The sequence below is a fragment of the Undibacterium sp. YM2 genome, from assembly GCF_009937975.1.
In the GTDB taxonomy this organism is placed as follows: Bacteria; Pseudomonadota; Gammaproteobacteria; order Burkholderiales; family Burkholderiaceae_D; genus Undibacterium.
Genome location: NZ_AP018441.1, coordinates 3,482,986 through 3,508,251, shown reverse-complemented (window position 1 = coordinate 3,508,251; position 25,266 = coordinate 3,482,986). Strand labels below are relative to the sequence as shown.

At 50.3% G+C, this 25,266-nt stretch carries 22 protein-coding genes and 1 pseudogene; 15 read left to right on the top strand and 8 right to left on the bottom strand.

Annotation, left to right across the window (positions count from 1 at the left end; all coding sequences use genetic code 11):
* The first annotated feature begins 193 nt into the window (after positions 1-193).
* The 8 genes from pstS (at position 194) to UNDYM_RS15855 (ending at position 8,772) form a co-directional block, all read left to right on the top strand.
* The gene (gene pstS / locus UNDYM_RS15890; protein WP_162041893.1) at positions 194-1,237 is read left to right on the top strand and encodes a phosphate ABC transporter substrate-binding protein PstS; all 1,044 of its coding nucleotides are present in this window, start codon (positions 194-196) and stop codon (positions 1,235-1,237) included.
* A 154-nt stretch (positions 1,238-1,391) separates the two neighbouring features.
* Positions 1,392-2,372, top strand: coding sequence for a phosphate ABC transporter permease subunit PstC (gene pstC / locus UNDYM_RS15885; RefSeq protein ID WP_197741933.1), 981 nt, complete (start codon positions 1,392-1,394; stop codon positions 2,370-2,372).
* On the top strand, positions 2,372-3,244 hold the full coding sequence (gene pstA / locus UNDYM_RS15880; RefSeq protein ID WP_162041892.1) for a phosphate ABC transporter permease PstA: 873 nt from the start codon (positions 2,372-2,374) through the stop codon (positions 3,242-3,244). Before pstC ends, pstA begins: the two co-directional genes overlap by 1 nt.
* Positions 3,245-3,257: 13 nt before the next feature.
* On the top strand, positions 3,258-4,037 hold the full coding sequence (gene pstB, locus UNDYM_RS15875; RefSeq protein ID WP_162041891.1) for a phosphate ABC transporter ATP-binding protein PstB: 780 nt from the start codon (positions 3,258-3,260) through the stop codon (positions 4,035-4,037).
* A gap of 102 nt (positions 4,038-4,139) precedes the next feature.
* Entirely contained in the window at positions 4,140-4,850 is a 711-nt protein-coding gene (gene phoU / locus UNDYM_RS15870) for a phosphate signaling complex protein PhoU (protein ID WP_162041890.1), read from the top strand.
* A 9-nt stretch (positions 4,851-4,859) separates the two neighbouring features.
* Positions 4,860-5,546: a phosphate regulon transcriptional regulator PhoB gene (gene phoB / locus UNDYM_RS15865; protein WP_162041889.1), complete on the top strand. Its 687-nt coding sequence runs from the start codon at positions 4,860-4,862 to the stop codon at positions 5,544-5,546.
* A 179-nt stretch (positions 5,547-5,725) separates the two neighbouring features.
* Positions 5,726-7,018, top strand: coding sequence for a phosphate regulon sensor histidine kinase PhoR (gene phoR, locus UNDYM_RS15860; protein WP_162041888.1), 1,293 nt, complete (start codon positions 5,726-5,728; stop codon positions 7,016-7,018).
* 302 nt (positions 7,019-7,320) lie between these two features.
* Positions 7,321-8,772 (top strand): serine hydrolase domain-containing protein, encoded by a 1,452-nt coding sequence (locus UNDYM_RS15855; protein ID WP_162041887.1) that lies wholly within the window; start codon positions 7,321-7,323, stop codon positions 8,770-8,772.
* A gap of 85 nt (positions 8,773-8,857) precedes the next feature.
* Here UNDYM_RS15855 and UNDYM_RS15850 read toward each other — a convergent pair whose 3' ends face one another.
* The 4 genes from UNDYM_RS15850 to UNDYM_RS15835 form a co-directional block, all read right to left on the bottom strand.
* Positions 8,858-10,690 carry an aminopeptidase P family protein gene (locus UNDYM_RS15850; protein ID WP_162041886.1) on the bottom strand — a complete coding sequence of 611 codons (1,833 nt, stop codon included), beginning with the start codon at positions 10,688-10,690 and terminating at the stop codon, positions 8,858-8,860.
* A 198-nt stretch (positions 10,691-10,888) separates the two neighbouring features.
* Complete coding sequence (locus UNDYM_RS15845) at positions 10,889-11,368, bottom strand: GNAT family N-acetyltransferase (protein ID WP_162041885.1); 480 nt, start codon at positions 11,366-11,368, stop codon at positions 10,889-10,891.
* Positions 11,369-11,399: 31 nt separating this feature from the next.
* Positions 11,400-13,460: a methionine--tRNA ligase gene (gene metG, locus UNDYM_RS15840; protein ID WP_162041884.1), complete on the bottom strand. Its 2,061-nt coding sequence runs from the start codon at positions 13,458-13,460 to the stop codon at positions 11,400-11,402.
* A gap of 128 nt (positions 13,461-13,588) precedes the next feature.
* On the bottom strand, positions 13,589-14,656 hold the full coding sequence (locus UNDYM_RS15835; protein WP_370529336.1) for a hypothetical protein: 1,068 nt from the start codon (positions 14,654-14,656) through the stop codon (positions 13,589-13,591).
* 286 nt (positions 14,657-14,942) lie between these two features.
* On the opposite strand from UNDYM_RS15835, the gene UNDYM_RS15830 reads away from it, so the two are divergent.
* The 6 genes and pseudogenes from UNDYM_RS15830 to UNDYM_RS15815 all read left to right on the top strand — a co-directional run bounded on the left by UNDYM_RS15830 (position 14,943) and on the right by UNDYM_RS15815 (position 21,474).
* Complete coding sequence (locus tag UNDYM_RS15830; protein WP_232063506.1) at positions 14,943-15,824, top strand: DUF2167 domain-containing protein; 882 nt, start codon at positions 14,943-14,945, stop codon at positions 15,822-15,824.
* 66 nt (positions 15,825-15,890) lie between these two features.
* The gene (locus UNDYM_RS15825; RefSeq protein WP_162041882.1) at positions 15,891-16,622 is read left to right on the top strand and encodes a site-2 protease family protein; all 732 of its coding nucleotides are present in this window, start codon (positions 15,891-15,893) and stop codon (positions 16,620-16,622) included.
* Between the two features lie 430 nt (positions 16,623-17,052).
* Complete coding sequence (gene gudD, locus UNDYM_RS15820) at positions 17,053-18,390, top strand: glucarate dehydratase (RefSeq protein WP_232063505.1); 1,338 nt, start codon at positions 17,053-17,055, stop codon at positions 18,388-18,390.
* 163 nt (positions 18,391-18,553) lie between these two features.
* On the top strand, positions 18,554-19,291 hold the full coding sequence (locus UNDYM_RS30325; protein WP_197740912.1) for a sugar-binding domain-containing protein: 738 nt from the start codon (positions 18,554-18,556) through the stop codon (positions 19,289-19,291).
* A pseudogene (locus tag UNDYM_RS30765) lies at positions 19,240-19,389 on the top strand (hypothetical protein); the annotation flags it as partial. The gene UNDYM_RS30325 and the pseudogene UNDYM_RS30765, both read left to right, overlap by 52 nt.
* A 27-nt stretch (positions 19,390-19,416) precedes the next feature.
* On the top strand, positions 19,417-21,474 hold the full coding sequence (locus tag UNDYM_RS15815) for a DUF4982 domain-containing protein (protein ID WP_197740911.1): 2,058 nt from the start codon (positions 19,417-19,419) through the stop codon (positions 21,472-21,474).
* Positions 21,475-21,546: 72 nt separating this feature from the next.
* On the opposite strand, the gene UNDYM_RS15810 is transcribed toward UNDYM_RS15815, so the two are convergent.
* The 4 genes from UNDYM_RS15810 to UNDYM_RS15795 all read right to left on the bottom strand — a co-directional run bounded on the left by UNDYM_RS15810 (position 21,547) and on the right by UNDYM_RS15795 (position 24,521).
* Positions 21,547-22,020, bottom strand: a complete 474-nt coding sequence (locus UNDYM_RS15810; protein ID WP_162041880.1) for a DUF2269 domain-containing protein — start codon at positions 22,018-22,020, stop codon at positions 21,547-21,549.
* Positions 22,017-23,342: an SDR family oxidoreductase gene (locus UNDYM_RS15805; protein WP_162041879.1), complete on the bottom strand. Its 1,326-nt coding sequence runs from the start codon at positions 23,340-23,342 to the stop codon at positions 22,017-22,019. The genes UNDYM_RS15810 and UNDYM_RS15805 overlap by 4 nt, the downstream gene beginning before the upstream one ends.
* Before the next feature lie 79 nt (positions 23,343-23,421).
* The gene (locus UNDYM_RS15800; RefSeq protein ID WP_162041878.1) at positions 23,422-23,859 is read right to left on the bottom strand and encodes a thiol-disulfide oxidoreductase DCC family protein; all 438 of its coding nucleotides are present in this window, start codon (positions 23,857-23,859) and stop codon (positions 23,422-23,424) included.
* A 128-nt stretch (positions 23,860-23,987) separates the two neighbouring features.
* The gene (locus tag UNDYM_RS15795; protein WP_162041877.1) at positions 23,988-24,521 is read right to left on the bottom strand and encodes a GbsR/MarR family transcriptional regulator; all 534 of its coding nucleotides are present in this window, start codon (positions 24,519-24,521) and stop codon (positions 23,988-23,990) included.
* Positions 24,522-24,638: 117 nt separating this feature from the next.
* Between UNDYM_RS15795 and UNDYM_RS15790 the strand changes: the two genes are divergently transcribed.
* Positions 24,639-25,238 (top strand): DUF924 family protein, encoded by a 600-nt coding sequence (locus UNDYM_RS15790; RefSeq protein WP_162041876.1) that lies wholly within the window; start codon positions 24,639-24,641, stop codon positions 25,236-25,238.
* The last annotated feature ends 28 nt before the right edge of the window (positions 25,239-25,266 follow it).

The window sequence follows — 25,266 nt, the reverse complement described above, 5'->3', positions numbered from 1 at the left end:
TTTTTGCATGTCATAAAGGGCGTCATATATATACGCAAGCATTCTAGACGTCTTAAATGACAAGTTTATGACAAAAAAGTGATAACAAGTGCAATTATTTCACAGGCTTTGCTTCACGTCATAATCTTGTCATATTTGGCTTGTACAGTGCGCCTCGTAGTACTGAATACTGTTATTTAACTCTGAGGTGAACATGCAAATCAAACGTGTTGTCAAAACTCTCATCGCTGCAATTGGCGTCGCTGTCACATTTGGCGCTGCTCATGCTGCCGACATTACCGGCGCTGGCGCGACTTTCCCATATCCAATTTATGCAAAATGGGCAGAAGCTTATAAAAAAGCCAGTGGCAACGGTCTGAACTATCAATCCATCGGTTCCGGTGGTGGTATCAAGCAAATCAAGGCAAAGACTGTCGATTTCGGCGCCTCTGACATGCCTTTGAAGGCAGAAGAGCTGGAAACAGAAGGTCTGGTGCAATTCCCGGCCATCATCGGTGGTGTGGTTCCTGTGGTTAACCTGGACGGTATCGCTCCTGGCAAAATGAAGATGACAGGTGAAGTACTGGCTGGCATCTACATGGGCAAGATCACTAAATGGAATGCACCAGAAATCGCAGCCATCAATGCCGGTCTGAAATTGCCGGCAGAAGATATCACCGTTGTACATCGCTCTGATGGTTCCGGCACGACTTTCCTGTGGACAGATTACCTGAGCAAAGTCAGCCCGGACTTCAAAACAGCCGTTGGTTCTTCTACCGCTGTTAAATGGCCGGTTGGTGTAGGTGGCAAGGGTAATGAAGGCGTGGCTTCCAGCGTCAAGCAAATCAGAAATTCCATAGGCTATGTTGAATACGCTTATGTGAAGAAAAACAAGATGACTTACACCTTGCTGAAAAATGCTGATGGCCAGTTCGCTGAACCAGATGATGAAAACTTCAAATCCGCTGCTGCTGGCGCTGACTGGAGCAAAGCACCAGGCATGTACCTGGTATTGACTAACCAGCCTGGCAAAATCACCTGGCCTATCACTGGTGCTTCTTTCATCCTGATGCACAAAGCGCAGGCTGATGCTGAAAAAGGCAAAGAAGTATTGAAATTCTTTGACTGGGCATTCAAAAACGGTGGCGCAATGGCTGCTGAACTGGAATATGTTTCCCTGCCAGCACCAGTTGTCAAACTGATCGAAGACAACTGGAAAGCAAAAGTCAAAGATGCTTCCGGTAAAGCACTCTGGTAATAAAAAGTTTGACCCTGTTCAGAAGCTGAACTAAACGATCAAGGTAATCCGGAGCTGTCCGGATTACCTTCCGGTGGAAAAGACACCCATGACTACCCAAATGTCCTCCGTCAACATGACTGCACCAACTGCAATCCCACCTGCGACTAACACAATGCCACATCAGGCCGATCAGATTGACCCGGCAAAAATGGCAGCAGTAATGCGTCGCCAGCGTTGGCAAGATTTCTTTTTTCATAAACTGACCTTTACTTTCGCCGCTCTCGTGCTGGTGGTACTGGTTGGTATCATTATTTCTTTATTCCTGCGTGCCATTCCGGCCATGAAGGAATTTGGTTTGCCATTCATCTGGACCATAGAATGGGATCCGGTCAATGATAAATTCGGTGGCATGATCGCTATCGTTGGCACGCTGGTGACTTCGATCATTGCCTTACTGATCGCTTTCCCAGTCAGTTTTGGCATTGCCCTGTTCCTGACCGAGATTTGCCCCAACTGGCTCAAGCGTCCATTGGGTACGGCAATTGAATTGCTGGCTGGTGTGCCCAGTATTATTTACGGCATGTGGGGCTTGTTCGTATTCGCACCCTTGTTCTCGCAATATGTGCAACCGGCGCTGGCTGCCACCCTGGGCAAACTGCCGGTAATTGGTGTGTTGTTCTCTGGCCCCATGATAGGTATGGGTATTCTGGCTGCTGGCGTGATCCTGGCCATCATGATTATCCCTTTCATTTCTTCAGTTATGCGCGATGTGTTTGAAGTTGTGCCGCCAGTCTTGAAAGAATCTGCCTACGGCCTCGGTTGCACGAAGTGGGAAGTAGTACGCAAGATCGTTTTGCCTTACACCAAAATTGGTGTGGTCGGCGGCGTCATGCTGGGCCTGGGCCGTGCCTTGGGCGAGACCATGGCAATTACTTTTGTGATTGGTAATTCCCATCACTTGTCCTGGTCTTTGTTTGCTGCTGGTAACAGTATCGCTTCTACACTGGCCAATGAATTTGCCGAAGCTGAATCACCATTGCATACGTCCTCACTGTTCCTGCTTGGTTTGATATTGTTCGTGATTACTTTCATTGTCTTGTCCGCAGCGAAGCTGATGTTGCTGGGCCTGTCACGTAAAGAAGGGGCAAAATAATGGAAAACTCTACAATGCAATCTGCCAGCAACCCGGTATATCGCCAGCGCTTGCTGATGCACAAGATAGGTATCAGCCTGTCTTCTATCGCCATGGTGCTGGGTGTATTCTTTTTGATGTGGATACTGTTCACCTTGCTGCTCAAAGGCGCTTCTGCTGTCAACATCGCGATGTTCACAGAATCGACACCGGCACCGGGCAGCGACGGCGGCGGCTTGATGAATGCCATCTTTGGCAGCTTTGTGATGGTCGGTATCGCTACGCTGATTTCTACTCCGATAGGCATATTGGCAGGTATTTACCTGGCAGAGTATGGCGACAAAAGCTGGTTTGGCGGTGTCACCCGCTTCGTGACTGACATCATGCTGTCTGCTCCATCCATCGTGGTTGGCTTGTTCGTCTATGCGATTTATGTCGCCAACGTCAAACACTTTTCTGGCTGGGCTGGCAGTATTGCGATTTCCCTCATCGCTATTCCTGTGGTTGTCCGCACTACTGACAATATGCTGGGTCTGGTACCTGCCAGCTTGCGCGAAGCTGCATTTGCTCTTGGCGCACCACGCTGGAAGGTCGCCCTGATGATACGTTTGCGAGCAGTCAAGGCAGGTGTGGTGACTGGTATCTTGCTGGCGGTAGCACGTATCTCTGGTGAGACTGCACCTTTGCTGTTCACTGCTCTGAACAACCAGTTCTTCAGCAGCAACATGAATCAACCGATGGCAAACTTGCCAGTCGTGATTTATCAGTTCGCCATGAGCCCTTACGACAACTGGCGTGAGCTGGCCTGGGGTGGCGCACTGCTGATTACCTTCAGCGTTCTCGGTTTGAATATTTTGTCGCGTACTTTGTTTAACCAAAAAACACAGCATTAATACTGGCCTCGATATGACTACTACTCAAGACAACCAACAGAAAAAAGCAATCGAAATCGGCGGGCTGAATTTCTTTTATGGTGCGACACGCAGCCTGCGCGATATCAATCTGAATATCTACGACAAAAAAGTCACCGCCTTCATCGGCCCATCCGGCTGTGGAAAATCGACTTTATTGCGTACCCTGAACCGCATGTATGACCTGTACCCAGGTCAGCGTGCAGAGGGCAGCATCATTTATAACGGTAAAAATATCCTTGATGCGGATCAGGACATCAACTTGCTGCGCGCCCGCGTCGGCATGGTGTTCCAGAAGCCTACGCCTTTCCCTATGTCGGTGTATGACAACATTGCTTTCGGTGTGCGTCTGTATGAAAACCTGTCCAAGGGCGAGATGGATGAGCGCGTAGAATGGGCCTTGAAAAAAGCCGCGATCTGGACTGAGGTCAAAGACAAGCTCAATAAGAGCGGCCTGAGCCTCTCTGGTGGTCAGCAACAGCGTCTGTGCATCGCCCGTGGTGTGGCAGTGAAGCCAGAAGTCTTGCTGCTGGATGAACCAACCTCAGCACTTGATCCTATCTCTACCGTCAAGATCGAAGAACTGATCAATGAACTGAAAGAGGAATATACCATCGCCATCGTTACCCATAATATGCAGCAGGCAGCCCGTTGTTCTGATTACACTGCCTATATGTATCTGGGTGAATTGGTCGAGTTTGGTGAAACTGATCATATCTTCATGAACCCGGTGAAGAAAGAAACTCAAGACTATATTACTGGCCGTTTCGGCTAACAGACGTACCATGCTTGCGCAGATCTATCCGTGGGAGCACGGATAGATTATATTGCGCGAGCTGGCGTTTATATTTTGCAATTGCGAATTCAGGAGAAACCTGTGACAGGCGAACACTCTTCAAAACAATATGATATGGATCTGGAGACAATACGCTCCAAGGTCTTGTTGATGGGCGGCTTGGTGGAAAGCCATTTTCATGATGCCATGTCCTGCTTCCGTACTGGTAATGCAGAACAGGCAGAAGCCGTGATCCAGTCTGACCTCGAAGTCAACCGCCTCGAAGTGTCGCTTGATGATATGTGCAGCCACCTCATCGTCAAGCGTCAGCCTGCTGCGAATGACTTGCGCACTGTCATGGCAACCGGCAAGGTCATCACTGATCTTGAACGCATAGGTGATGAATCAACTAAAATTGCCCGTATCTCCAGGGATGCAGCAGGCAACAAACGTGGCGTGCCCATGTTCAGCGGTTATGAAACCGTGCGCGTGCTGGCCAGCAGTGTGGCAGACATGTTGCATCAGTCTCTCGATGCCTTTGCCCGTCTTGATGGTGGCAAGGCGGTACAATTGATTGCTCAGGATGCATTGATCGACAATGATTTCCGCTCCATCATGCGTAATCTGATTACTTTCATGATGGAAGACCCAAGTACGATATCATCGTCGCTGGACGCCCTTTGGGTGGCCAAGGCGATAGAACGTATCGGTGACCATGCCAAGAACATTGCCGAGCATACGATTTACATCGTTGAAGGCAAGGATATCCGTCATTCGGACTATGTGGCAAGCAAGCAGGAACAACAGAATTAATTATTGATGATGGCTACAGACACAACAATACTCATCGTAGAAGATGAACCGGCAATCGTAGAACTGGTCAGTTTTTCCCTTCGTGCAGCAGGCTGGAACACTTTTGCTGTCAATACGACGGCTGAAGCCTGGGAGTATTTGCAGCGCCGCACTCCGCAATTGATTTTGCTGGACTGGATGTTGCCTGATCAGAGTGGTTTGCGCCTCTTGTCCAAGATACGCTCAGACCGTCAGTTCAATGAAATCCCTGTCATCATGCTGACCGCAAAAAGCATGGAAGAAGACAAGATTGCTGGTCTTGATCATGGCGCTGATGATTATGTGACCAAACCTTTCTCGCCACGCGAACTGACGGCCAGGATCAAGGCTCTGTTACGCCGCAAGAGCCCTGAGCATGCACAGACCGCCCTGACGGCAGGCTCTGTAGTACTTGATCCTGTCAGCTGCACGGTCAAGATAGAAGACAACAAGGTCGATATTGGCCATGCCGAATACAAGCTGCTGAAATTCTTCATGGCGCATCCGGAACGCGTATTTTCACGCAGCCAGTTGCTTGACAAAGTCTGGGGCGACCATGTCGTCATCGAAGAGCGGACGGTAGATGTCCACGTACTGCGCCTGCGCAAAGTCTTGAAGAATGCCGAGTCACTGATCAAGACCGTGCGTAGCGTTGGCTACATGCTGTCTGAAAAATAAACTGGCACCAGCTCATGCTATTTACGGCATCGCTCACTGCATAAGCTATATGCAGTGTGGCAGCGCCATTCCTGTTTTGGAATAGCTTGCAAACATTGCTCACTGATATCAGTAAAACCTATATCATTACATTTGTGCATTACATTTCAAGCAATTACTGAGAACCCTCAGGACCCACTATGTCTCCACGCCTTATTTTCTGGATTTCTGCATTTGTACGCATCGCCCTGGTTCTCATGGGCGCCGCATCCGCTATGTATATATGGGGTCCGGTAACAGGTTTGGTGTTAGGTTTGATCGGTATGGTGACCCTGTTTTGCGTACAGCTATTTTATTTGCAGCGCCTGGCAGACTGGCTGGATAACCCGAATAGTTCGCGCTTGCCTGACGGCTGGGGTGCCTGGACCGATATTTTTTCACGCCTGTATAAATTGCGCCGTGATGATGAAAAGAACCAGGCAGAACTGGCAGAATGGCTGGCACGTTTTCGCCAGGCCATGACCTTGCTGCCAGATGGTGTCGTCATCATGGATGATGTGCTGTTTCTGGAATGGTGCAACCCGGCAGCAGAAAGCCACCTGGGCCTGAGCCACGCGCAGGACAAGGGCATGCGGGTTACCAACCTGGTACGCAGCCCTGAGTTCATGGATTACATTATTCTGGGGCGCTACGAGACACCGCTGACGCTGTCATTCCGCGACCGCAAGCTGATTGCCCATATCATCCCGTTTGAAAACCGTCGCCAGATCCTGGTGACCCATGATGTGACTGAATCAGAGCGCATAGACATGATGCGGCGCGACTTTATTGCCAATGCCTCGCATGAATTACGCACTCCATTGACGGTCATTAATGGTTTTCTGGAAATCGCTTCCATGCAGGACGACCTCGATAACCATACCCGCAATATGCATCTGAAACTGATGTCAGAGCAGGGCGAACGCATGCAGCGTCTGGTAGAAGACATGCTGACATTGACCAGGCTGGAATCGGTGGATTATCCGCCACGTCCTGAACGCATCAGCATGCAGGGTTTGCTGGAACAGATCATGCAGGAAGCGCATGCTCTGTCTGCTGGCAAGCACAAAATCACGCTGGAATGTACTGGCCCGGATATCCGCGGTAGCAATGATGAAATCCGTAGTGCCCTGACCAATCTGGTCACGAATGCAATTCGTTATACGCCAGAGAATGGCAACATCAAGATCAGTTGGATAGATACTCCAAATGGTCCCAAATTTGCAGTGCAGGATGACGGCATAGGCATCAGCGCAGAACATATCTCGCGCCTGACAGAACGTTTTTACCGCGTCGATAAAAGCCGTTCCCGCGAAACTCAGGGAACTGGTCTGGGCCTGGCGATTGTCAAGCATGTGCTGCTCAGGCACAAGGCGAATTTGTTGATTGAATCTACGCCGGACGTAGGTAGTAAATTCTGTGTGCAGTTTCCGGGTTCGGCAATCACTGCTTAGTTCTTGCAGTCCATTAGAGCTGGTGAATTGATAAATTTGCCGGCACTATCTCCTTCTTTGCTGCCTGCTCCTTGTCCGCTTATTGTCCGCACCTGTCCGCCTGCTCCAAGTGGACAGGCGCGTCCATAAATATTCTCTATAAAATCAAATGCTTACATAATGGCATATTTCATGCTGTGGGCTTGTGCATGGCAGCATGGTCCATTTGTCTTGCGATCCGTGTCTGTTGATTTGGGATGGCAGATTATATGGAGAGAGATAAATTGAAATACCCCAGCCTAAGCAGCGCTTTTAAATTCAGTATGATGGCACTCGCACTTTGCGCTATGAATGCGCAGGCAGCTGCCGCACTGAGCGATACGGAAATTCGGACCATCCTCAAGCAACGTATAGATCAGGAAAAAATGGCCGCCAGTATTGTTGTCGGTATCATCGATGATAATGGCAGCCGTGTAATCAGCCATGGCTATGCCAGCTTGGAAGACCGTAAATTGGCAAATGCCGACACTGTGTTTGAAATCGGTTCGATTACCAAAGTATTCACGAGTCTGGTCTTGATGGATATGAATACAAAAGGCGAGCTTAGCTTGAATGATCCGGTGGCAAAATACCTGCCAAAATCAGTGACAGTACCTGGCCGTGCCGGCAAACAGATCAGCCTGCGCGACCTCTCTACCCATGTGTCTGGCTTACCCAGAATGCCAGGTAATTTTGCCCCCAAAGACCCCGCGAATCCTTACCCCGACTATACCCAGGATTTGTTATACCAATTTTTGTCCACTTATCAGTTACCCCGCGACATAGGTTCAAAAATGGAGTATTCAAACCTTGGGGTAGGTTTGCTTGGCCATGTGCTGTGCTTGAGAGCGGGTGTGGATTATGAATCACTGGTAAAAAGTCGCATTCTCTTACCTTTGAAAATGCAGGATACAGGTATTAGTCTTACCGCCGACATGAAGAAGCACTTGGCTATCCCCTACATTGTGACTGAGGAAGGCGCCAGCGAAGCAACATTGACAGCTACATCCAACTGGGACCTGGGAAGATTTGACGGAGCAGGTGGCTTGCGCTCATCCATGACTGATATGCTCAGATTCCTCGCTGCAAATATGGGGAAACAAGAGAGTCCTGTGCAAGCCATCGTCGATAAAATGCAGGAGCCTTTAGATTCCCAAGCGCTTGGCAAGCCAGTCAGGTTAGCCTGGGGTGGCGGTAATAAATATGGGAGTGAAATTATTTCTCATGCTGGCGCTACTGGTGGTTACCGCAGCTATATCGGGTTTGACAGAAAAGCTGGCAAAGGCGTAGTTGTGCTATCTAATGCAACGACAGATGTAGACGACATAGGTAGCAAGATTATCAATAGCGAGTACCGTTTGCGGCAATTGAAAATGCCACTCAGTTTTGTGCAAGCAATAGAGAAAGCGGGTTACGACCAGGTGCTTGCTGTCTATCAGGATTTAAAAGCGAGAGATGCAGACTTCTATTTGCGCGAAGAAGTCTTGAACGAATGGGCTTACGCCAAAATGAAAACCGGGAAGCCACAATCGGTTGTGGAGTTATTTAAACTAGGTGTTTACCTGTATCCCAAAAGTGCCAATACTTACGATAGCCTGGCAGAAGCCTATGAAACAGCAGGCATGAATGAACTTGCAAAGAGCAATTACCAAAAATCCCTGGAGCTTAATCCGCAAAATCAGAATGCCATCCAGCGCTTGCAAGTGTTGGCAAATGGCAGTAAGGGGGGCTTTTAGAGTATAAAAGGTAGCGCATGCGCTACCTTTTATCTTGTGCCTCATTTAACTCAAACAGTATTTCTTAAGACGGGTAAGCAAACAATCAACTGGCAGGGCGCAGCAAAGGCTGGGTTCTTGCCTTCAACCATTCCTGCGCTGCACCGCTGACGCGTGGCGACAGGCGCTGCAAGACTGTAGCATGGTAATCATTGAGCCATTTGATTTCGTCTTCGCGCAATAAGCTTACCGTGATGCAGCGTGTATCTATGGGGCAGAGCGTCAGGGTTTCAAATTCCAGGTATTCGCCAAATTCGGTTTGCATGGCAGGGACGTTCAATAGCAGGTTTTCTATACGCACGCCCCATTTGCCCGGGCGGTAGATGCCGGGTTCGTTCGAGGTGATCATGCCTGGCTCCATCGCCATGTGGGTTTCTGCTATCGCAGGAGAAATGCTCTGCGGACCTTCATGCACATTCAGGAAATAGCCTACGCCGTGACCAGTGCCATGACCATAGTTAATGCCGTCAGCCCAGATAGGTGCGCGGGCTACAGTGTCAAGCATGGGCGACAGGGTGCCGCGTGGGTAACGCATTTGCGAGAGATTGATCATGCCTCTCAAGACCAGGGTGAAGTCACGCTTTTGCGCTTCTGATACCTGGCCTACAGGAACGACGCGGGTAATGTCCGTTGTGCCATTCAGGTATTGTCCACCGGAGTCGATGAGCAGCAGTCCATCACCTTCGATGACGGAATGTGATTCCTTGGTGGCGCGATAATGCGGCATGGCACCGTTGGCATTGAAGCCGGCGATGGTATTAAAACTGGGCGAGACAAAATGCGGCTGGCGTGCACGGGCAGCGCAAATCTCTTCATCAATGGTCAGTTCAGTGATGCGTTGCTTGCCTAATGCGCCTTCCAACCAGGTGAAGAATTCACACAGCGCCGCACCATCCTGTTCCATTGCTTCACGCACAAATTGCGCTTCTTCCGCAGTCTTGCGGGATTTTGCAAATACCGATGGGTTGATGGCTTCGATAACTTTGACAGTTGCTGGTATGCTCTGACGGAAGCCATAAGTGATCCTGCGGGGGTCTATCATGATGCTGCTGCCTGCTGGCAGAGCCGCCAGTGCAGAGGCAGCCTCACTATAGTCTGCCAGACTGACGCCATCTTTTGCCAGTATAGCTGCCAGTTCTGCCGGGACTTTGCCTGTGGAGACAAACAGTTTTGCCTCAGTCTGGCTGATCAGGGCATGCCCAACAAAGACCGGGTTATAGCTGACATCAGCGCCACGCAAATTGAAAATCCAGGCCAGGTCATCGACAGTAGAAACAAAATGCCAGTCGGCGTTTTTGGCACGCAGCTGTTCACGTATCATCGCCAGCTTATCGGCGCGGGCGACTACCGAATACGGTGCTGCATGTTCATAGATCGCAGCCTGTGGCAGGCTGGGACGTTCGTTCCACACTTTATCCAAAAGATCATGGCTGGTATTGAATGTGATGCCCTTGCTTTGTAAGGCATGTTCCAGCGCCCTGGCAGTTGCCAACCCCAATACTGCACCATCGACACCCACCGTTTGCCCAGGCTGCAAATTGCTGGCCAGCCAGTCTATGTAAAGTGTCGCTGCAGCAGATGCTATTTTCATCATCTTGATACCAGTTGGTGCCAGTTCTGTTTCTGCTGAGCTCCAATAGCGGCTATCTACCCACAAACCTGCAAAATCTGCCGTAACGATCAGCGTACCTACCGAGCCGGTAAAGCCCGAGAAATAGCTGCGTCCTTGCCAGCGGTCAGGTAGATACTCAGATAGATGCGGGTCCGAGGACGGCACGATATAGGCATCCAGCCCTTGCTCCTGCATGGCAGCGCGCAATTGCACCAGACGGGCAGGGATGGGGGAGGTGATGGCAGAAGGACTAACAGGGCTGTTCATGGATGGATTTCCAAAGCAGGATAGACAGGGGTGAGGATAAGTTTAATACTGAGATGCTGTAAATACAGGGCGAATTTGAATGTATTGCTTAAGTTGTTGCTTAAGCCATTGTTTAAATAGCATCATTCATCTAGATTTACAAAACTGGAGAAGAGTATACCTAAAATATATTAGATAAGAGCAAGTATGCCGATTTCTTTAATTTCTTAAGAATCGCCGCATGACATGCGGGGCAGGCTCATTAGGATTGGCGTGGGAATATTCAAGCTCGGGCGCGAGTTCAAACTCGAATGCGGCATATAAGTCCAGCAGGCGGGGCTGGTCACTGCGTACGCCGAGGCGTAATTCTTCTATGCCAGATGTCTGTGCCGCATGAATGACGGCTTCGAGTAAATGCTGGGACAGGGCTTCGCCCCGAAATGCAGGCAAAACGCCCATGCGCAGCATTTCCCAGCAATTATTTTCTGTATCCAGTGGCAACCAGCGCACCGAACCTACCGGTTCATCATCCAGCAATAGCACAAAGCCGCCACCCTGCATCAAATCATTGCAGACACGCTCACTGCTTTCATGGTGGCCGCTGGAGGTAGCGGCTACCTTGTCAGTCCAGCAAGTGCGCGTCAGATGCGCGATGAGTTGCGCATCTTCGATAGCCGCTTCACGGACAACAATATTCATACGCTGGTACTGTATCTACGCACAAAAGATATTAACGTACACGCATGCCAGGTTGGGCACCAGGCCAGGCTTCCAGTATGTACAAACCTGGGTTGGCTTTTTCGTCAGCAGCAGATGCGGCCAATACCATGCCTTCTGACATACCAAATTTCATCTTGCGTGGTGCCAGGTTAGCCACCATGACAGTGAATTTGCCTATCAGCTGTTCTGGCTGGTAAGCAGACTTGATGCCTGAGAACACATTGCGGGTACGGCCTTCGCCTACGTCCAAAGTCAGACGCAGGAGCTTGTCTGAACCCTCTACATGCTCACAATTGACGATTTTGGCAATGCGCAGATCGACTTTGGCAAAGTCATCAATCTTGATTTCTTCTGCCAGTGGTTCGATATCTGAAGCAGCAACTGCTGTCGTTTCAGAAGCAACAGTAGCTGCCGGTGCAGGTACATCAAACAAGTCGTCAAATATCTTCAAATCCACCCTTTGCATCAAGTGCGTATAAGGATTGATCTTGTGATGATGCGGCAATGGTGTCGCAACATCTGCCCATTGCAAAGGGGCGATATTCAATTGTGCTTCTACCTGTGCTGCCAGTTGAGGTAAGACCGGTTTCAGGAAGATGGTCAGAATGCGGAATGCTTCCAGCAAGCGGCTGCACACTTCCTGCAGCTTGGCGTCGTTCTCTGGCTTTTTCGCCAGTTCCCAGGGTTTGTTGGAATCAACATAGGCATTCACCAGGTCAGCCTGTTCCATTGCCGCACGCAGGGCTTTGCCGTATTCACGTGCTTCAAACAAGGCCTGGATTTCTGGCGCAACATTGCGCAGATTATTCAGGAAGGCATCATCTGCCGTCGCCCAGTCAGTCGCCACTACGCCATCAAAACGCTTGCTGATAAAACCGGCAGCGCGGCTGGCGATGTTGATGTATTTGCCGATCAGGTCAGAATTGACACGCGCAACGAAATCTTCTGGATTCATATCCAGGTCTTCGACCTTGGCATTCAGTTTGGCGGCGAAGTAATAACGCAGCCATTCAGGGTTCATGCCGATTTCCAGATAGCGCAGTGGTGAAATGCCTGTACCGCGTGACTTGGACATTTTTTCGCCAGAGACCGTCACAAAACCATGCGCATACACATTGTCCGGTGTTTTATAACCAGAGAACTTCAGCATCGCTGGCCAGAACAGGGTATGGAAATAAGTGATGTCCTTGCCGATGAAATGGATTTGCTCAGTCGTCGGGTCAGCCATGAAAGCATCGTAATCACGACCTGTCTTGCCGAAGTAATTTTTCAGCGAAGCGAGGTAACCGACAGGCGCATCCAGCCATACATAGAAATACTTGCCTGGTTGGTCAGGAATCTCGATACCAAAATAAGGCGCATCGCGGCTGATGTCCCAGTCGCCAAGGCCGCCTTCGCCTTCCAGCCATTCCTTGCATTTGTTCGCAACTTCAGACTGCAGGCGGTTGTCTTTCAAAGCCCAGCCACGCAAGAATTCCACGCATTTTTCATCAGACAGTTTGAAAAAGAAATGCTCGGAGGATTTCATGATCGGTGTGGCACCGGTCAGAACGGAATAAGGATTTTTCAATTCTGTAGGCGCATAGACGGCACTGCAGACTTCGCAGGAATCGCCATATTGATCCTTGGCACCACATTTAGGGCATTCGCCCTTGATGTAACGGTCAGGCAGGAACATGTTTTTGACCGGGTCAAAAAACTGTTCTATGGTTTTGCTCGTGATGAAACCGGCAGATTTCAGTTTGCGGTAGATGTCCTGTGACAACTGATGGTTTTCTTCGCCATCGGTTGAATGCCAGTTGTCAAACTTGATATGAAAACCGTCGAGGTATTGTTTGCGTCCGGCAGCGATCTGCGCCACAAAAGCCTGTGGCGTGATACCGGCTTTTTCAGCCGCAATCATGATAGGTGCACCGTGTGCATCATCCGCGCCGACGAAATGTACCTCGTGACCCGACATTCGCTGATGCCTTACCCAGATGTCAGCCTGGATATATTCCATGATATGACCAAGGTGGAAGGGCGCATTAGCGTACGGCAGGGCAGTGGTAACAAACAGCTTACGGGTCATGGTTGATGCACTTTTTATGAACGGACAAGAGCATTATTCTAACAGCGAATGCACATATTGCAGCCGCTATGCCCTGATCCGGAGGGATAGTAATTGGGTTTTCGTGTTGTTTTGCTAATGGATGCTGTTCAAACTACCCAGGCACCATTCCTGTAGACCACTTCATCATCCAGTTTTACGGCCTCGGTAACGGCGAAAACATCGACATGATGGCGGCCTTCACCACGTTTGATATGCGGCTTGGCATAGCTGCCATGCTTGGCCCCCAGGGATAAATGGACGCCGCACATGCGCTCATAAGTGCCTATGTCACGCACGGTCTTGTCCTTGGAAAAGGCCTTGTTCATGCCAAAGCCCAGTTCACGCACCCAGACTATGCTGTCATCTGCCCGGATATTGGCCAGCACCTGATCAAATTCAGGTGTGGAATTGATGGTGTCAACAACCTGGCCTTTTTCAACGATCAGGGTAATAGGCTGCGCCGGGCGATTGACGGTAAAGCTGGTGTCACCAAAGGCAAAGATGCGGATTTGCCCATACACATCTTCCAGCGCTACTGATTCCGTGAACACTTCACCGATAGGGAACTGGCCGCCAACATTATTCATCTGGCGATAGTCGCCGACATTGAGCTTGGCCGGTTCAAAGCGACCACTGAAAATAAGTTCGGCACCACCGCTATCGACAATACCGCCGCTGGCCTGGTCAATTTTTTGTTTGAGCGCATTGCCAGTACCGCGATAGTAGTTGGCATCATAGGCCAGCGACTCTATGTAATACAGGTTTTCGTCACCTTCCATGCGTGCGAGATGGGGATGTTCTATCACTTTTAGCCCACGTTTGAATAGTTCCACCCGTAGTCTGTAGGCTTCCAGGCGAAAATTGGTGGATTGCACCAGCACTGCGAGATCAGATGCCTGCAAGGCATTCAAGGTTGATAAAATCGATTCTGGTGTCTCTGCATCGAAATTGATAAAGCGTGCATTGGGCAGGCAGGCGCGATAGGCGCTGGTCAGTGCCACTGCCAGGGGGCTGCGCTGGTCATACACGACTACTGCCTGATGCTGATCAGTATGTTCAAAGGCCAGTTGCAGGATGTCGCGCAAATGCTTTGTCGCTATTGCGACTGTTGCCGCAGGCAATATCTCCATAGGTTTTTCTGGGTTTGTAGCTGGATTAACGATGGAGATGGTCATGATTTTGCCTGCGCCTGCCGCATCATTAGATGCGGGCAGTTTATTTACGGTGAGAGCTTTAGCTGAGGGTGCTATTTTAGCTCCTAAGAGCCTGGCCTGGATTTGATTTAGTCCAGTTTTCAAGGCATTATGCTTAACTTTATGGAAACTAAGTGTGTGTAAATGCACAATATCCATGAATCTGCAGTACTTGATCTGCAGTATTTAATTCAGCGCACTCAATAAATGATGACAAATGCCAGGATGCCAAATTGCTCATCAAAATATAAATTCACAGGGAATGAACATGATCGTCAAGCAGTATTTAAAGTGGGTATTAGCCTTATTTGTTGCAGTCTTTAGCCATTTTGCTTACGCGCAAAATGCGGCTGCTGATGCCGAAGTCAAGGCAGCCTTCGACGAAGCAAAAAAAGTCATGCAGGCAGGTCCGGCAGAAATCAAAATGATAGATCAGGCGGTATTGAAAGTGCCAGCCGGTCAGATTTTTATCCCCATGCCTGAGGCTGGCCGCATCATGCGTGCCATGGGCAATTCATCTGACCCCAGTTTGCTTGGTGCCATCTTCCCTGAAGAAGGGCACTGGATGATCGTCGCGCGCTACCAAAAATCTGGTTATATCAAGGATGACGATGCCAAAGACTGGAATGCCGACGATTTGCTGAAAAGCTTAAAGGAAGGTACCGAGCAGGGAAATAAAGAACGCGTGCAGCGCGGCATTCCTGAAATGCAACTGGTGGGCTGGGCAGAAAAACCGAATTATGAAGCCGCAACCCACAGGCTGGTATGGTCCGCGATCACCAAGGATAAGCAGAGCAGCAGCGACAGACAGGGCGTGAATTACAATACCTATGCGTTGGGCCGTGAAGGCTACATCAGCCTGAACCTGGTGACGGCATTGAACGATTTGCCACAACAAAAATCCATCGCCAAAGATTTATTGGGGCATCTGGAATTTACAGACGGCAAGCGTTACAGCGATTTCAATATCAGTACCGACAAAGTAGCTGAGTATGGCCTGGCAGCTCTGGTTGCCGGTGTCGCTGCCAAAAAGCTGGGTCTGTTTGCCCTCATCTTTGCTTTCTTTGCCAAGTTCGCCAAACTGGCGCTGGTTGCCGTGGTAGGCTTGGGCGCATTGATAGGCAAGCTGTTCGGCCGCAATAAAGCTTGAAGTTATAAAACTTGAAGTTATAGAGCTTGAAGAAGTCCAGGCCAAAATAAATAGGATGTAATAAAGATGATGAAACTGCTGTTTCTGCTGTTTTCCGGCGTCAAGTTTGGCAAGTTGCTGACCACTGGCGGCACCATGATTGTTTCTGTCGCCCTTTACGCCTGGATATTTGGCTGGTGGTATGCGGTGGGGTTTGTCTTGCTCATGTTTGTGCATGAGTTGGGTCATTTTTTTGCTGCTCGTCAGCGTGGCTTGCGTGCGGGCTTGCCTACTTTTATCCCTTTTCTGGGAGCGTGGACTGAGATAAAGGATCAGCCTCACGACGCCGAGACCGAAGCATATATAGGCTTAGGCGGCCCTTTGGCAGGCACGGTTGCTTCGATTCTTTGCTATTTTCTCGCCCGTAATTACGATAGCGATTTATTGATGGCGGTAGCGTATTCGGGTTTCTTCTTGAACCTGTTCAATATGATACCGCTGTCGCCCTTTGATGGCGGGCGTATTACTGCTGTGCTGACGCCGCGCATCTGGTTTGTCGGCGTGCCGGTCTTGCTGGCTTTGTTTTATTATCGTCCCAGCCCCATGCTGATCATTATCGGTTTACTGGCCTGGCCACAATTGTGGCGCGCCTGGAAATATGATCCTGAGGCGGAAGAGAACAAGGCTTACTACAATATGTCTGGTGAGGTACGTTTCACCTATGCGGCTTATTACCTGATCTTGCTGGGCTTTCTGGCGGTCATGACGAATGATGTGCACGAGCTGGTGCAGGCGGCACGTCAGGTCAAAGGGATTTAGTTTTATTGTTCCGTAAGTTTTGCGGATCGTAGGCGGGTCTGGGTAATGATTCCGCCTGCTTCTGTATCCTCCCCATCTTCCCGTCCTCCTGGACTTGCTCATGCTTGCTGGCAGCATGCATGAATTTACTCTTGCATTGACGCTTCCCTTTGGCTGAATGATGTTGCTTGTTGCGCTACCATTTTGGTCCGAATTTCAGTCGGAAAAGCAATTTACTGAAAATTCTTCCATGTTTGTAAAAATAATCATGTGCGTGATTGATGTGAAAATCAATTGCTGACTGAGTCATTTTCATAGGAGGAATGCGTACAAAATCCCATTTTCCATTCCATCCTGTTGATGGCGCCTGGTCTTGACCTGTTGTTTTGATAGCGCTACCATTTTCGTCAATGCCCTAAGCTTAAGTTGTCATTTTTTGATGAAAAGAACCATGCCCAATCCATCAAGTACGCCTGTCCTCGTCAATTTGCAAGTCATCCCGGTTGCTGGTCATGACAGCATGTTGCTTAATCTCAGTGGTGCACACGGTCCATTTTTTACCCGCAATATCGTGATACTCAGCGACAGCCTGGGTAATACCGGTGTTGGTGAGGTGCCAGGTGGCGAAGCCATACGGCAGACTATACTTGATGCGCGTGATTTGCTGATGGGTAGAGGTATCGGCGATTATCAAGGCATATTGAACCGGGTGCGGGATGCTTTTGCACACCGGGATAGTGGCGGACGCGGCAAGCAGACTTTTGATTTGCGCATTGCCGTGCATGCTGTCACAGCACTTGAATCTGCCTTGCTGGATTTGCTGGGGAAGTTCCTGGAAGTGCCAGTCGCTGCGCTGCTCGGGGAAGGGCAGCAGCGTACTGCTGTAAAAATGCTGGGCTACCTGTTTTTTGTCGGCGACCGCAGACTCACTGAACTTCCCTACATCAGCAACCGCGATGCCGACGATGACTGGCTGCGCTTGCGCCATGAAGCAGCCATGACCCCACAAGCGATTGTGAAACTGGCCGAAGCCGCTTACAAACGTTATGGTTTTAACGATTTCAAACTCAAGGGCGGCGTCTTGCGCGGTGAAGATGAAATGGAAGCCGTTACTGCGCTGGCTGAACGGTTTCCACAAGCACGCATCACGATTGACCCCAATGGTGGCTGGTTACTCCAAGATGCCATACGCCTGTGTCGTGACAAGGCAAATGTACTGGCCTATGCAGAAGACCCTTGCGGCGAAGAAGGCAGTTTCTCTGGACGCGAAGTCATGGCTGAATTCAAGCGGGCAACAGGTTTGCCAACTGCCACCAATATGATCGCCACTGACTGGCGCGAACTTGATCATGCAGTACGCCTGCAGGCGGTGGATATCCCCTTGGCTGACCCACATTTCTGGACTATGCGCGGGGCCGTCAGGGTTGCTCAGTTATGCCAGCAATGGGGGCTGACCTGGGGCTCGCATTCCAATAATCATTTCGATATTTCGCTCGCGATGTTTACGCATGTGGCCGCTGCAGCACCTGGTGACATCACGCCAATTGATACTCACTGGATATGGCAGGATGGCCAGCGCCTGGGCAAGCAGCCTTTGCAAATCATTGATGGCATGGTGCAGGTACCACAAACGCCAGGCCTGGGTGTAGAGCTGGACATGGCCGAAGTGGAGCGTGCGCATCGCCTGTATCGCAGCATGGGCCTGGGTGCGCGTGACGATGCAGTGGCCATGCAATATCTGATACCTGGCTGGAAGTTTGACCGTAAAAAACCTTGCATGTTGCGTTAATGCGCATCGCCGTTTCATATTCTGCATCGACAATTTGTACTGACCTCAACCATTTATGGGTATGTATTCCATGCGAACACTACGATTGCTGCGGGCACTGCGGCCATTTTTCAGCAACTGCTTATTCCTGTTTATAGGTTTGTCTGCAGGATTGCATACGGATATGCTGCAAGCAGCACAGACTAGTCCCGCTATCCCGGCGCGCAGTACCTATGACTTCAACCCTGGCTGGAAACTATTTGTCGGCGATGCACCAGGCGCAGCCAGCCCTGCATTTGATGATGCTAGCTGGAAGGCGGTTACTCTGCCGCGCGCATGGAATGAAGACGAAGCTTTTAAAAAAGATATCGCTGATTTGTCGACTGGCATCGCCTGGTATCGTAAGCGTTTTAGTTTGCCCGCCAGTGCTTTGGCGGGCAAGGTCTTCCTTGAATTTGAAGGCGTACGCCAGGCGGCAGAAATTTTTGTGAATGGCAAATCCCTTGCCTTGCATGAAAACGGCGTCATGGCCTTTGGCGTCGATATCAGCGAGGCCGTGACTGAGGGAGAAAACACGATTGCAGTGCGCACCGACAATGCCTGGGATTATCATGAAAAAGCGACTAACCAGCGCTATCAATGGTCTAACAATAATTTCAATGCGAATTATGGTGGCATCCCCAAGAATATCCGCCTGCATCTGAGTGGCCGTCTGTACCAGACCTTGCCCTTATATTCCAATCTGGGTACTACCGGCACTTACATCTATGCGCAGGATTTTGATGTGGCTGGCAAGGCCGCCACGATTACTGCAGAGTCCCAGGTCAGGAATGAAACGGGGGAGCCAGCAAGCTTGTCTATGAAGTTGTCATCACTGATCTGGATGGCAAAAAAGTCGCTGCATTTGCCAGCCCGGCCCTAACTATAGACGCTGGACAGACTGCGAATGTCAAAGCCGCAGCACGCGTAGGCAAGCTGAATTTCTGGAGCTGGGGCTATGGCTATCTCTACGATGTCAGCACCACTCTGAAAGTGAATGGCCGCGCGGTGGATACCGTACATACCCGCACCGGTTTTCGCAAAACTGAATTTGCGAATGGCATGATCAAACTGAATGACCGTGTACTGCAAATGCATGGCTATGCACAACGTACTTCGAATGAATGGCCTGCAGTTGGCATGTCAGTGCCGCCCTGGTTAAGCGACTACAGCAATCAATTGATGGTAGCAAGCAATGGTAACCTGGTGCGCTGGATGCACGTGACACCATGGAAGCAGGATGTGGAATCTGCCGACAGGGTAGGGCTGATACAAGCCATGCCAGCAGGTGACTCTGAAGCGGATGTTGATGGCCGTCGTTGGGAACAAAGGGTGGCATTGATGCGGGATGCCGTCATTTATAACCGCAATAATCCCAGCATCCTGTTCTATGAAGCCGGCAACAAGGGCATCAGCGAAGCCCATATGCGCGAGATGAAAGCCATACGTGATCAATATGACCCATATGGCGGGCGCGCTGCTGGCAGCCGGGAAATGCTGAATAGCCAGGTGGCAGAATATGGCGGTGAAATGCTATACATCAATAAGAGTGCCAGACTGCCATTCTGGGCCATGGAATATTCGCGTGATGAAGGCTTGCGAAAATACTGGGATAACTATACTGCACCGTATCACAAGGATGGCGATGGCCCTCTGCACAAGGGGCAGGACGCCAGCATCTATAACCGCAATCAGGATTCCCACGCCATAGAAAATGTACAGCGCTGGTATGACTACTGGCGTGAGCGTCCGGGCACTGGCAGGCGTGTCAGCAGCGGCGGTGTCAATATCGTTTTCTCTGACACCAATACCCACCATCGCGGCGCAGAAAATTATCGCCGTAGTGGCGAAGTCGATGCCATGCGGATTCCCAAAGATGGCTTCTACGCTCACCAGGTGATCTGGGATGGCTGGGTGGATGTAGAACAGCCACGCATACATATCATAGGCCACTGGAATTACACGCCAGCGACCACCAAAGCGATAACAGTGGTGTCCAGTGCAGATGCAGTGGAACTGTTCCTGAATGGTAAATCACTCGGCAAGGGTGAGCAGAGTTCACGCTTCCTGTTCAGCTTCAGGGACGTAAGCTGGCAGGCCGGTGAGTTGCGCGCCGTTGGTTATGCCGCAGATGGCAAGAAGCTTTGTGAAACCGTTTTGAAAACAGCGGGTGAACCGGTAGCCTTGCGCCTGAGTGTCAAAGCTGCGCCAACTGGCTGGCGTGCCGATGGCGCGGACCTGGCGTTGGTTGAGGTGGAAGTCATAGACGCAAACGGCCAGCGCAATCCTGTAGCATTGAATCTGGTTGATTTCAAACTGGATGGTCCGGCAGAATGGCGCGGCGGTATTGCGCAAGGTGAAAATAATTTCATCTTGTCTTCCAGTTTGCCGGTGGAGGGTGGTGTCAATCGGGTGCTGTTACGCAGCGCTACCCAGGCCGGAAAAGTACGCCTGACTGCCACCACCGCAGGCTTGCGATCAGCGAGTCTGGAAATGACTACAAAACCGGTCAGAGTAGATGCAGGTCTGGGTACGCAACTGGCGAGTGAACAATTACCTTCCTATCTGGGGCGTGGCCCGACACCGGCTACTCCTTCATTCAAGGCATCGCGCCTGGCGATGGATATTGCCAAGGTTACAGCGGGTAGCAATGCCGATGCTGCAGCAAAGTCCTTTGATGACGATGAAACCACCGCCTGGCATAGCAGCAGTGTGCCTGGTGAAGCATGGATAGCCTATGAGCTGGCTCGTCCTGCCACGCTGACCGAAGCCGTTTTCAAATTCACTGGCTGGCGTGAGCGCAGCTACCCTATACGTATCAGTGTTGATGGCAAGCTGGTGTACGAGGGCTTGACAACCAAGAGCCTGGGCTATGCCAGCCTGCCTTTGAAAGCTGTACAGGGCAGTGTCGTCAAAGTCGAATTGACCGGTATTGCAAGTGACAGCGACAAGGCATTTACCCTGCAGGAGGTTGCCAATCAAAAGAATACGGATACCGGTGCCAAAGTCGTCGCCAAAGGAGCGCTGTCGATTATTGAGGCAGAATTCTATGAGGCGCTGCATTAAATGGTGAGGGCAGCCAGTCTGTTGCCGTCAGCAGGCTGGCTGTATTTGGATGTCTCTGGCTGTACTTAGCCGTCAAAAACTGGGCTTGTTCACCATCAAAAAGTACACACCTATCATGGCGATGAATGCGGGATAGCCCAGCCATTCCCATATCTTTGCATAGCGCCAGTACAGCTCTGGCAGCACAGTCGTGTTGTTGGCATCAGCAACTTCGAGCATGGCTTTCATGCGTATTTGCAACCACACCACAGGCAACCAGCAGGCACCGGCAAACAGGTACAAGACAAAGGACCACATGATCCAGGGTGTGCTCAAGGGCCAGCCTGCCATGTGCACCATGGCAAAGCCGGTCAGTGGCTGGATGATTACGGCAGGTGTGGTAAAGCACCAGTCAGCCAGTACTACCAGCCGTGCAACCACGACTTGTGCCTTGAATTGCCTGCTGCGATTGGTGAAAAACATATAAAACGCCGAGCCAAAACCGGTGCCAACCAGTAAGACAGAAGACAGGACATGCAGAGTTTTAAGCAAGAGATAGGTGTTCATTTTGTGTCTTTTCGTGTGTCTGTTTGATGAGCAAATAAATAAGCGAGTAAAGCCAGGATAGGAAGGTTTTTCAGGACCGGGCCAAATGGATGTAAATAATATTCAGGCGAGTAAATCGCAATGATGCCGCTATAACCGACAATCAGGACAATTTGCATCAGCCATAAAATGCGCCTTGGCCAGAGCAGGGTAGCCAAACCCAGGCACAGATCCAGCGTCGATCCGGCCATCAGCATGAACATCGCAGGCGCACCGCTAAGGCCAAGAGGTTGCAGTAAAGCCAGGCTGCCGGAGATGGGGTAAAGGCCAAACGACACGGCGGCAGTGACGAACCAGACCAGCGCCAGTGCATAACGAAACAATGGCAGGCTCCAGCCTGCAATCGCGCTGCTGGCGAGCATATTGGCGGGGATGCCTGTGAACCAGTCTTTATGCGATTTTGCTGGCCTGCGCAGATGTGCAACAAAGTCGGTGGCATCAGCAATATTGTCTTGCTCGAGCATGCGTAAGCTATCTGGTGTCAGCAGATTTTGCGGTAACAGCGTGGCTGCCCGGGCGGCGAAGCGCATCACAGGCATGGGAATAGAAAACATGCATTGCGCAGGCATGCCCATGGCTGTTCGATAAATTTCCAGCATGCGCCGGTAAGACAGCGCTTGCGGGCCAACGGCATTCAAGACCATGCTATGACGGTTTTCATCAGCAAGCCAGAGCGCGATTGCTTCACACAAGTCATCTACATGAACGGGTTGTACTTGTTGCTCACCACGCCCCGGCAAACCAAGCACAGGCAAGCTGGCCATGCCGCGGAATAGCTGGCTGCTGCCACCATCAATGCCAACCACCAAAGAAGGGCGCAGGATCAGGTAGCTGAGGCCACCAGGGCCGAGATCTATCAATGCCTTGTCAGCAGCGCGCTTGCTGCGCATATAGCCTGTCATGGTTTCTGGATGTTCAGCTTCGTTCGCAGCACCCAAGGCGGATATTTGTACGACTGCTTTGACGCCACATCTGGCTGCTGCATAAAACAAGGCAGCAGGTGCATCGCGATGGATGGCGTCGAAACTTAATTCTGGTGTTTCATTGAGTATGCCGACGGCATTGATGATGACATCAATTTGCCCAAGGCTGCGCAGACGTTTTTCCCAGATGGCTGGCTCGGTATCCTGCGCATAATTGATCGCTATTTCTTGAGGAACAGTCAGGCGTTCAGGCAGTTTGGGTTTGCGTACACCGTGGCAGATTTCATGCCCGGCATCTTGCAAAACCTGACTGATATGACGGCCTAAAAAACCTTGGGCGCCGCAGATAAAAATTTTCATGATCTTGTTTTTGTAAGGGCTTATGCAAAATTGTCCGGTCAAGGCGCTGCACTGCAACTGTGTCGGTTTTGCGTAAATTCTATTTGATGTCGCAGCGACCTTCTTTGCAAGCGCGGCTCCGTTTTTCAGCGCGTCTTGCAGCAATGCGCAAGATGGAATCGGCAAATACTTCAGAAACCCAGTGACGGTTTTTGGCGAAATGCTCATAGCCCCAGTTGCAGATGGGTTTGAGTATCGGCCAATTACTGAATGCCGTCAGCCAACCCAGACCAGCGGCGCGATAGGCGAGGTGTATGACTTCTACACCAGTCACGACTGTACCATCGGGTTTGATGCCATGAATGACGCGCATCACTTCTGTCAAACTCACGCCATATTTTGCGACATCAAAACCAGGTGCTGAAGCATCAATGAAATTCAATTTATTCAATTGATCGCGCTCACGCAAATTGTCCATCTCCAGCTTGCAGACAGGGCAGGATGCGTCGTACAGAAGGGTCAGTGGATAGTCGCTCATTTTAATCTTTCTCAACTTTAACTTTAACTTTTATTTCTGACATTTCTGTCTAAACAGAAATTTATCTTCAAAAAAAATGCATGAGCATTTTTTCTTGTGCGAATCAGATGAATACTGTTGCAGCAAGCTTATTGCTTGTCATCCCCACGCACAAATTTTTGTACCGCCGCACCCATCTTCAACAGCTTCATCAGGGTATTCGGTTCCAGTCGCAGCATTTCATCAGTCCAGGTGGTGACGGTCTTCATCAACGCCAGGGTTTCTGCTATACGCAACTGCGTGGCCTTGTCTTCCTGATCCAGTTCCGGGCTATCCAGACATTGCTGCAGGGTAGCGATGGTAGGATTGAATTCTCTTTCCTTGCGTTCACGTACTACCGTGCGGAACAATTCCCAGACATCCAGCGAAGTTTCATAATGCGCCCTGCGGTCACCCATGACATGCGCCAGTTTCACCAGCTTCCAGTTTTGCAGCTCTTTGAGCGAATTGGACACATTCGATCTTGCTACACCCAAAGTGTCTGCAATTTCTTCTGCCTGCATGGGGCAGCCGACGATATACAGCAGAGCATGAATCTGGCTCACGGTACGGTTAACACCCCATAAGGTGCCCATTTCGCCCCAGTGTAGGATAAATTTTTGTTTGACGGGTGTAAGTTCCATGAGCACAGTGTAGTTAATTCCTTAATTTCAGTCAAGACAGAAATAAAAGAATTATTAATTTCCTTAATGAAAAGATAAAATTGCTCACAATGAAGCTTAAATCTGAGGGGCGCATAGATGGATGATGTACATGCAGTATTAAATTTCTGGTTTGGCCTGGATGCCGACGATGCAAAGACTGCGCAATCCCAGGCCAAGCTATGGTGGTCCAAGAGCGATGACCTCGATGCTGCAATCAGGGATGGTTTTGCCAACCTGACCGAGCAAGCCATACAGGGGGAATTGTCGGGCTGGGAAAATACCGCCGAGGGCAGACTGGCGCTGATTATTCTTTGTGATCAGTTCCCCAGGAATATGTACAGGAACCTGCCTGAATCTTTTGCCTACGATGCGCAGGCCAGGATTTACTGTGAGGCAGGGCTGCAATTGCAGGCAGACCGTCAGTTGCGCCCCATACAAAGAGTATTCTTTTATTTGCCACTTGAACATTCAGAGTCGCTGGCAGATCAGGACAAATCGGTTGCTTTGTATGACGCATTGCGGCGCGAGGCTCCAGAAGCACAGCGTGAGATTTTCGATGGTTTTTATAAGTTCGCGATAAAACACCGCGCGATCGTTGGCCGCTTTGGTCGTTTCCCGCACAGGAATGCGATACTCGGACGTACATCTACTGCGGATGAGCTGGCATTTTTAGCTGGACCCGGCTCATCATTTTAAAGCCGAAATTATCAGGCACACTACCAGG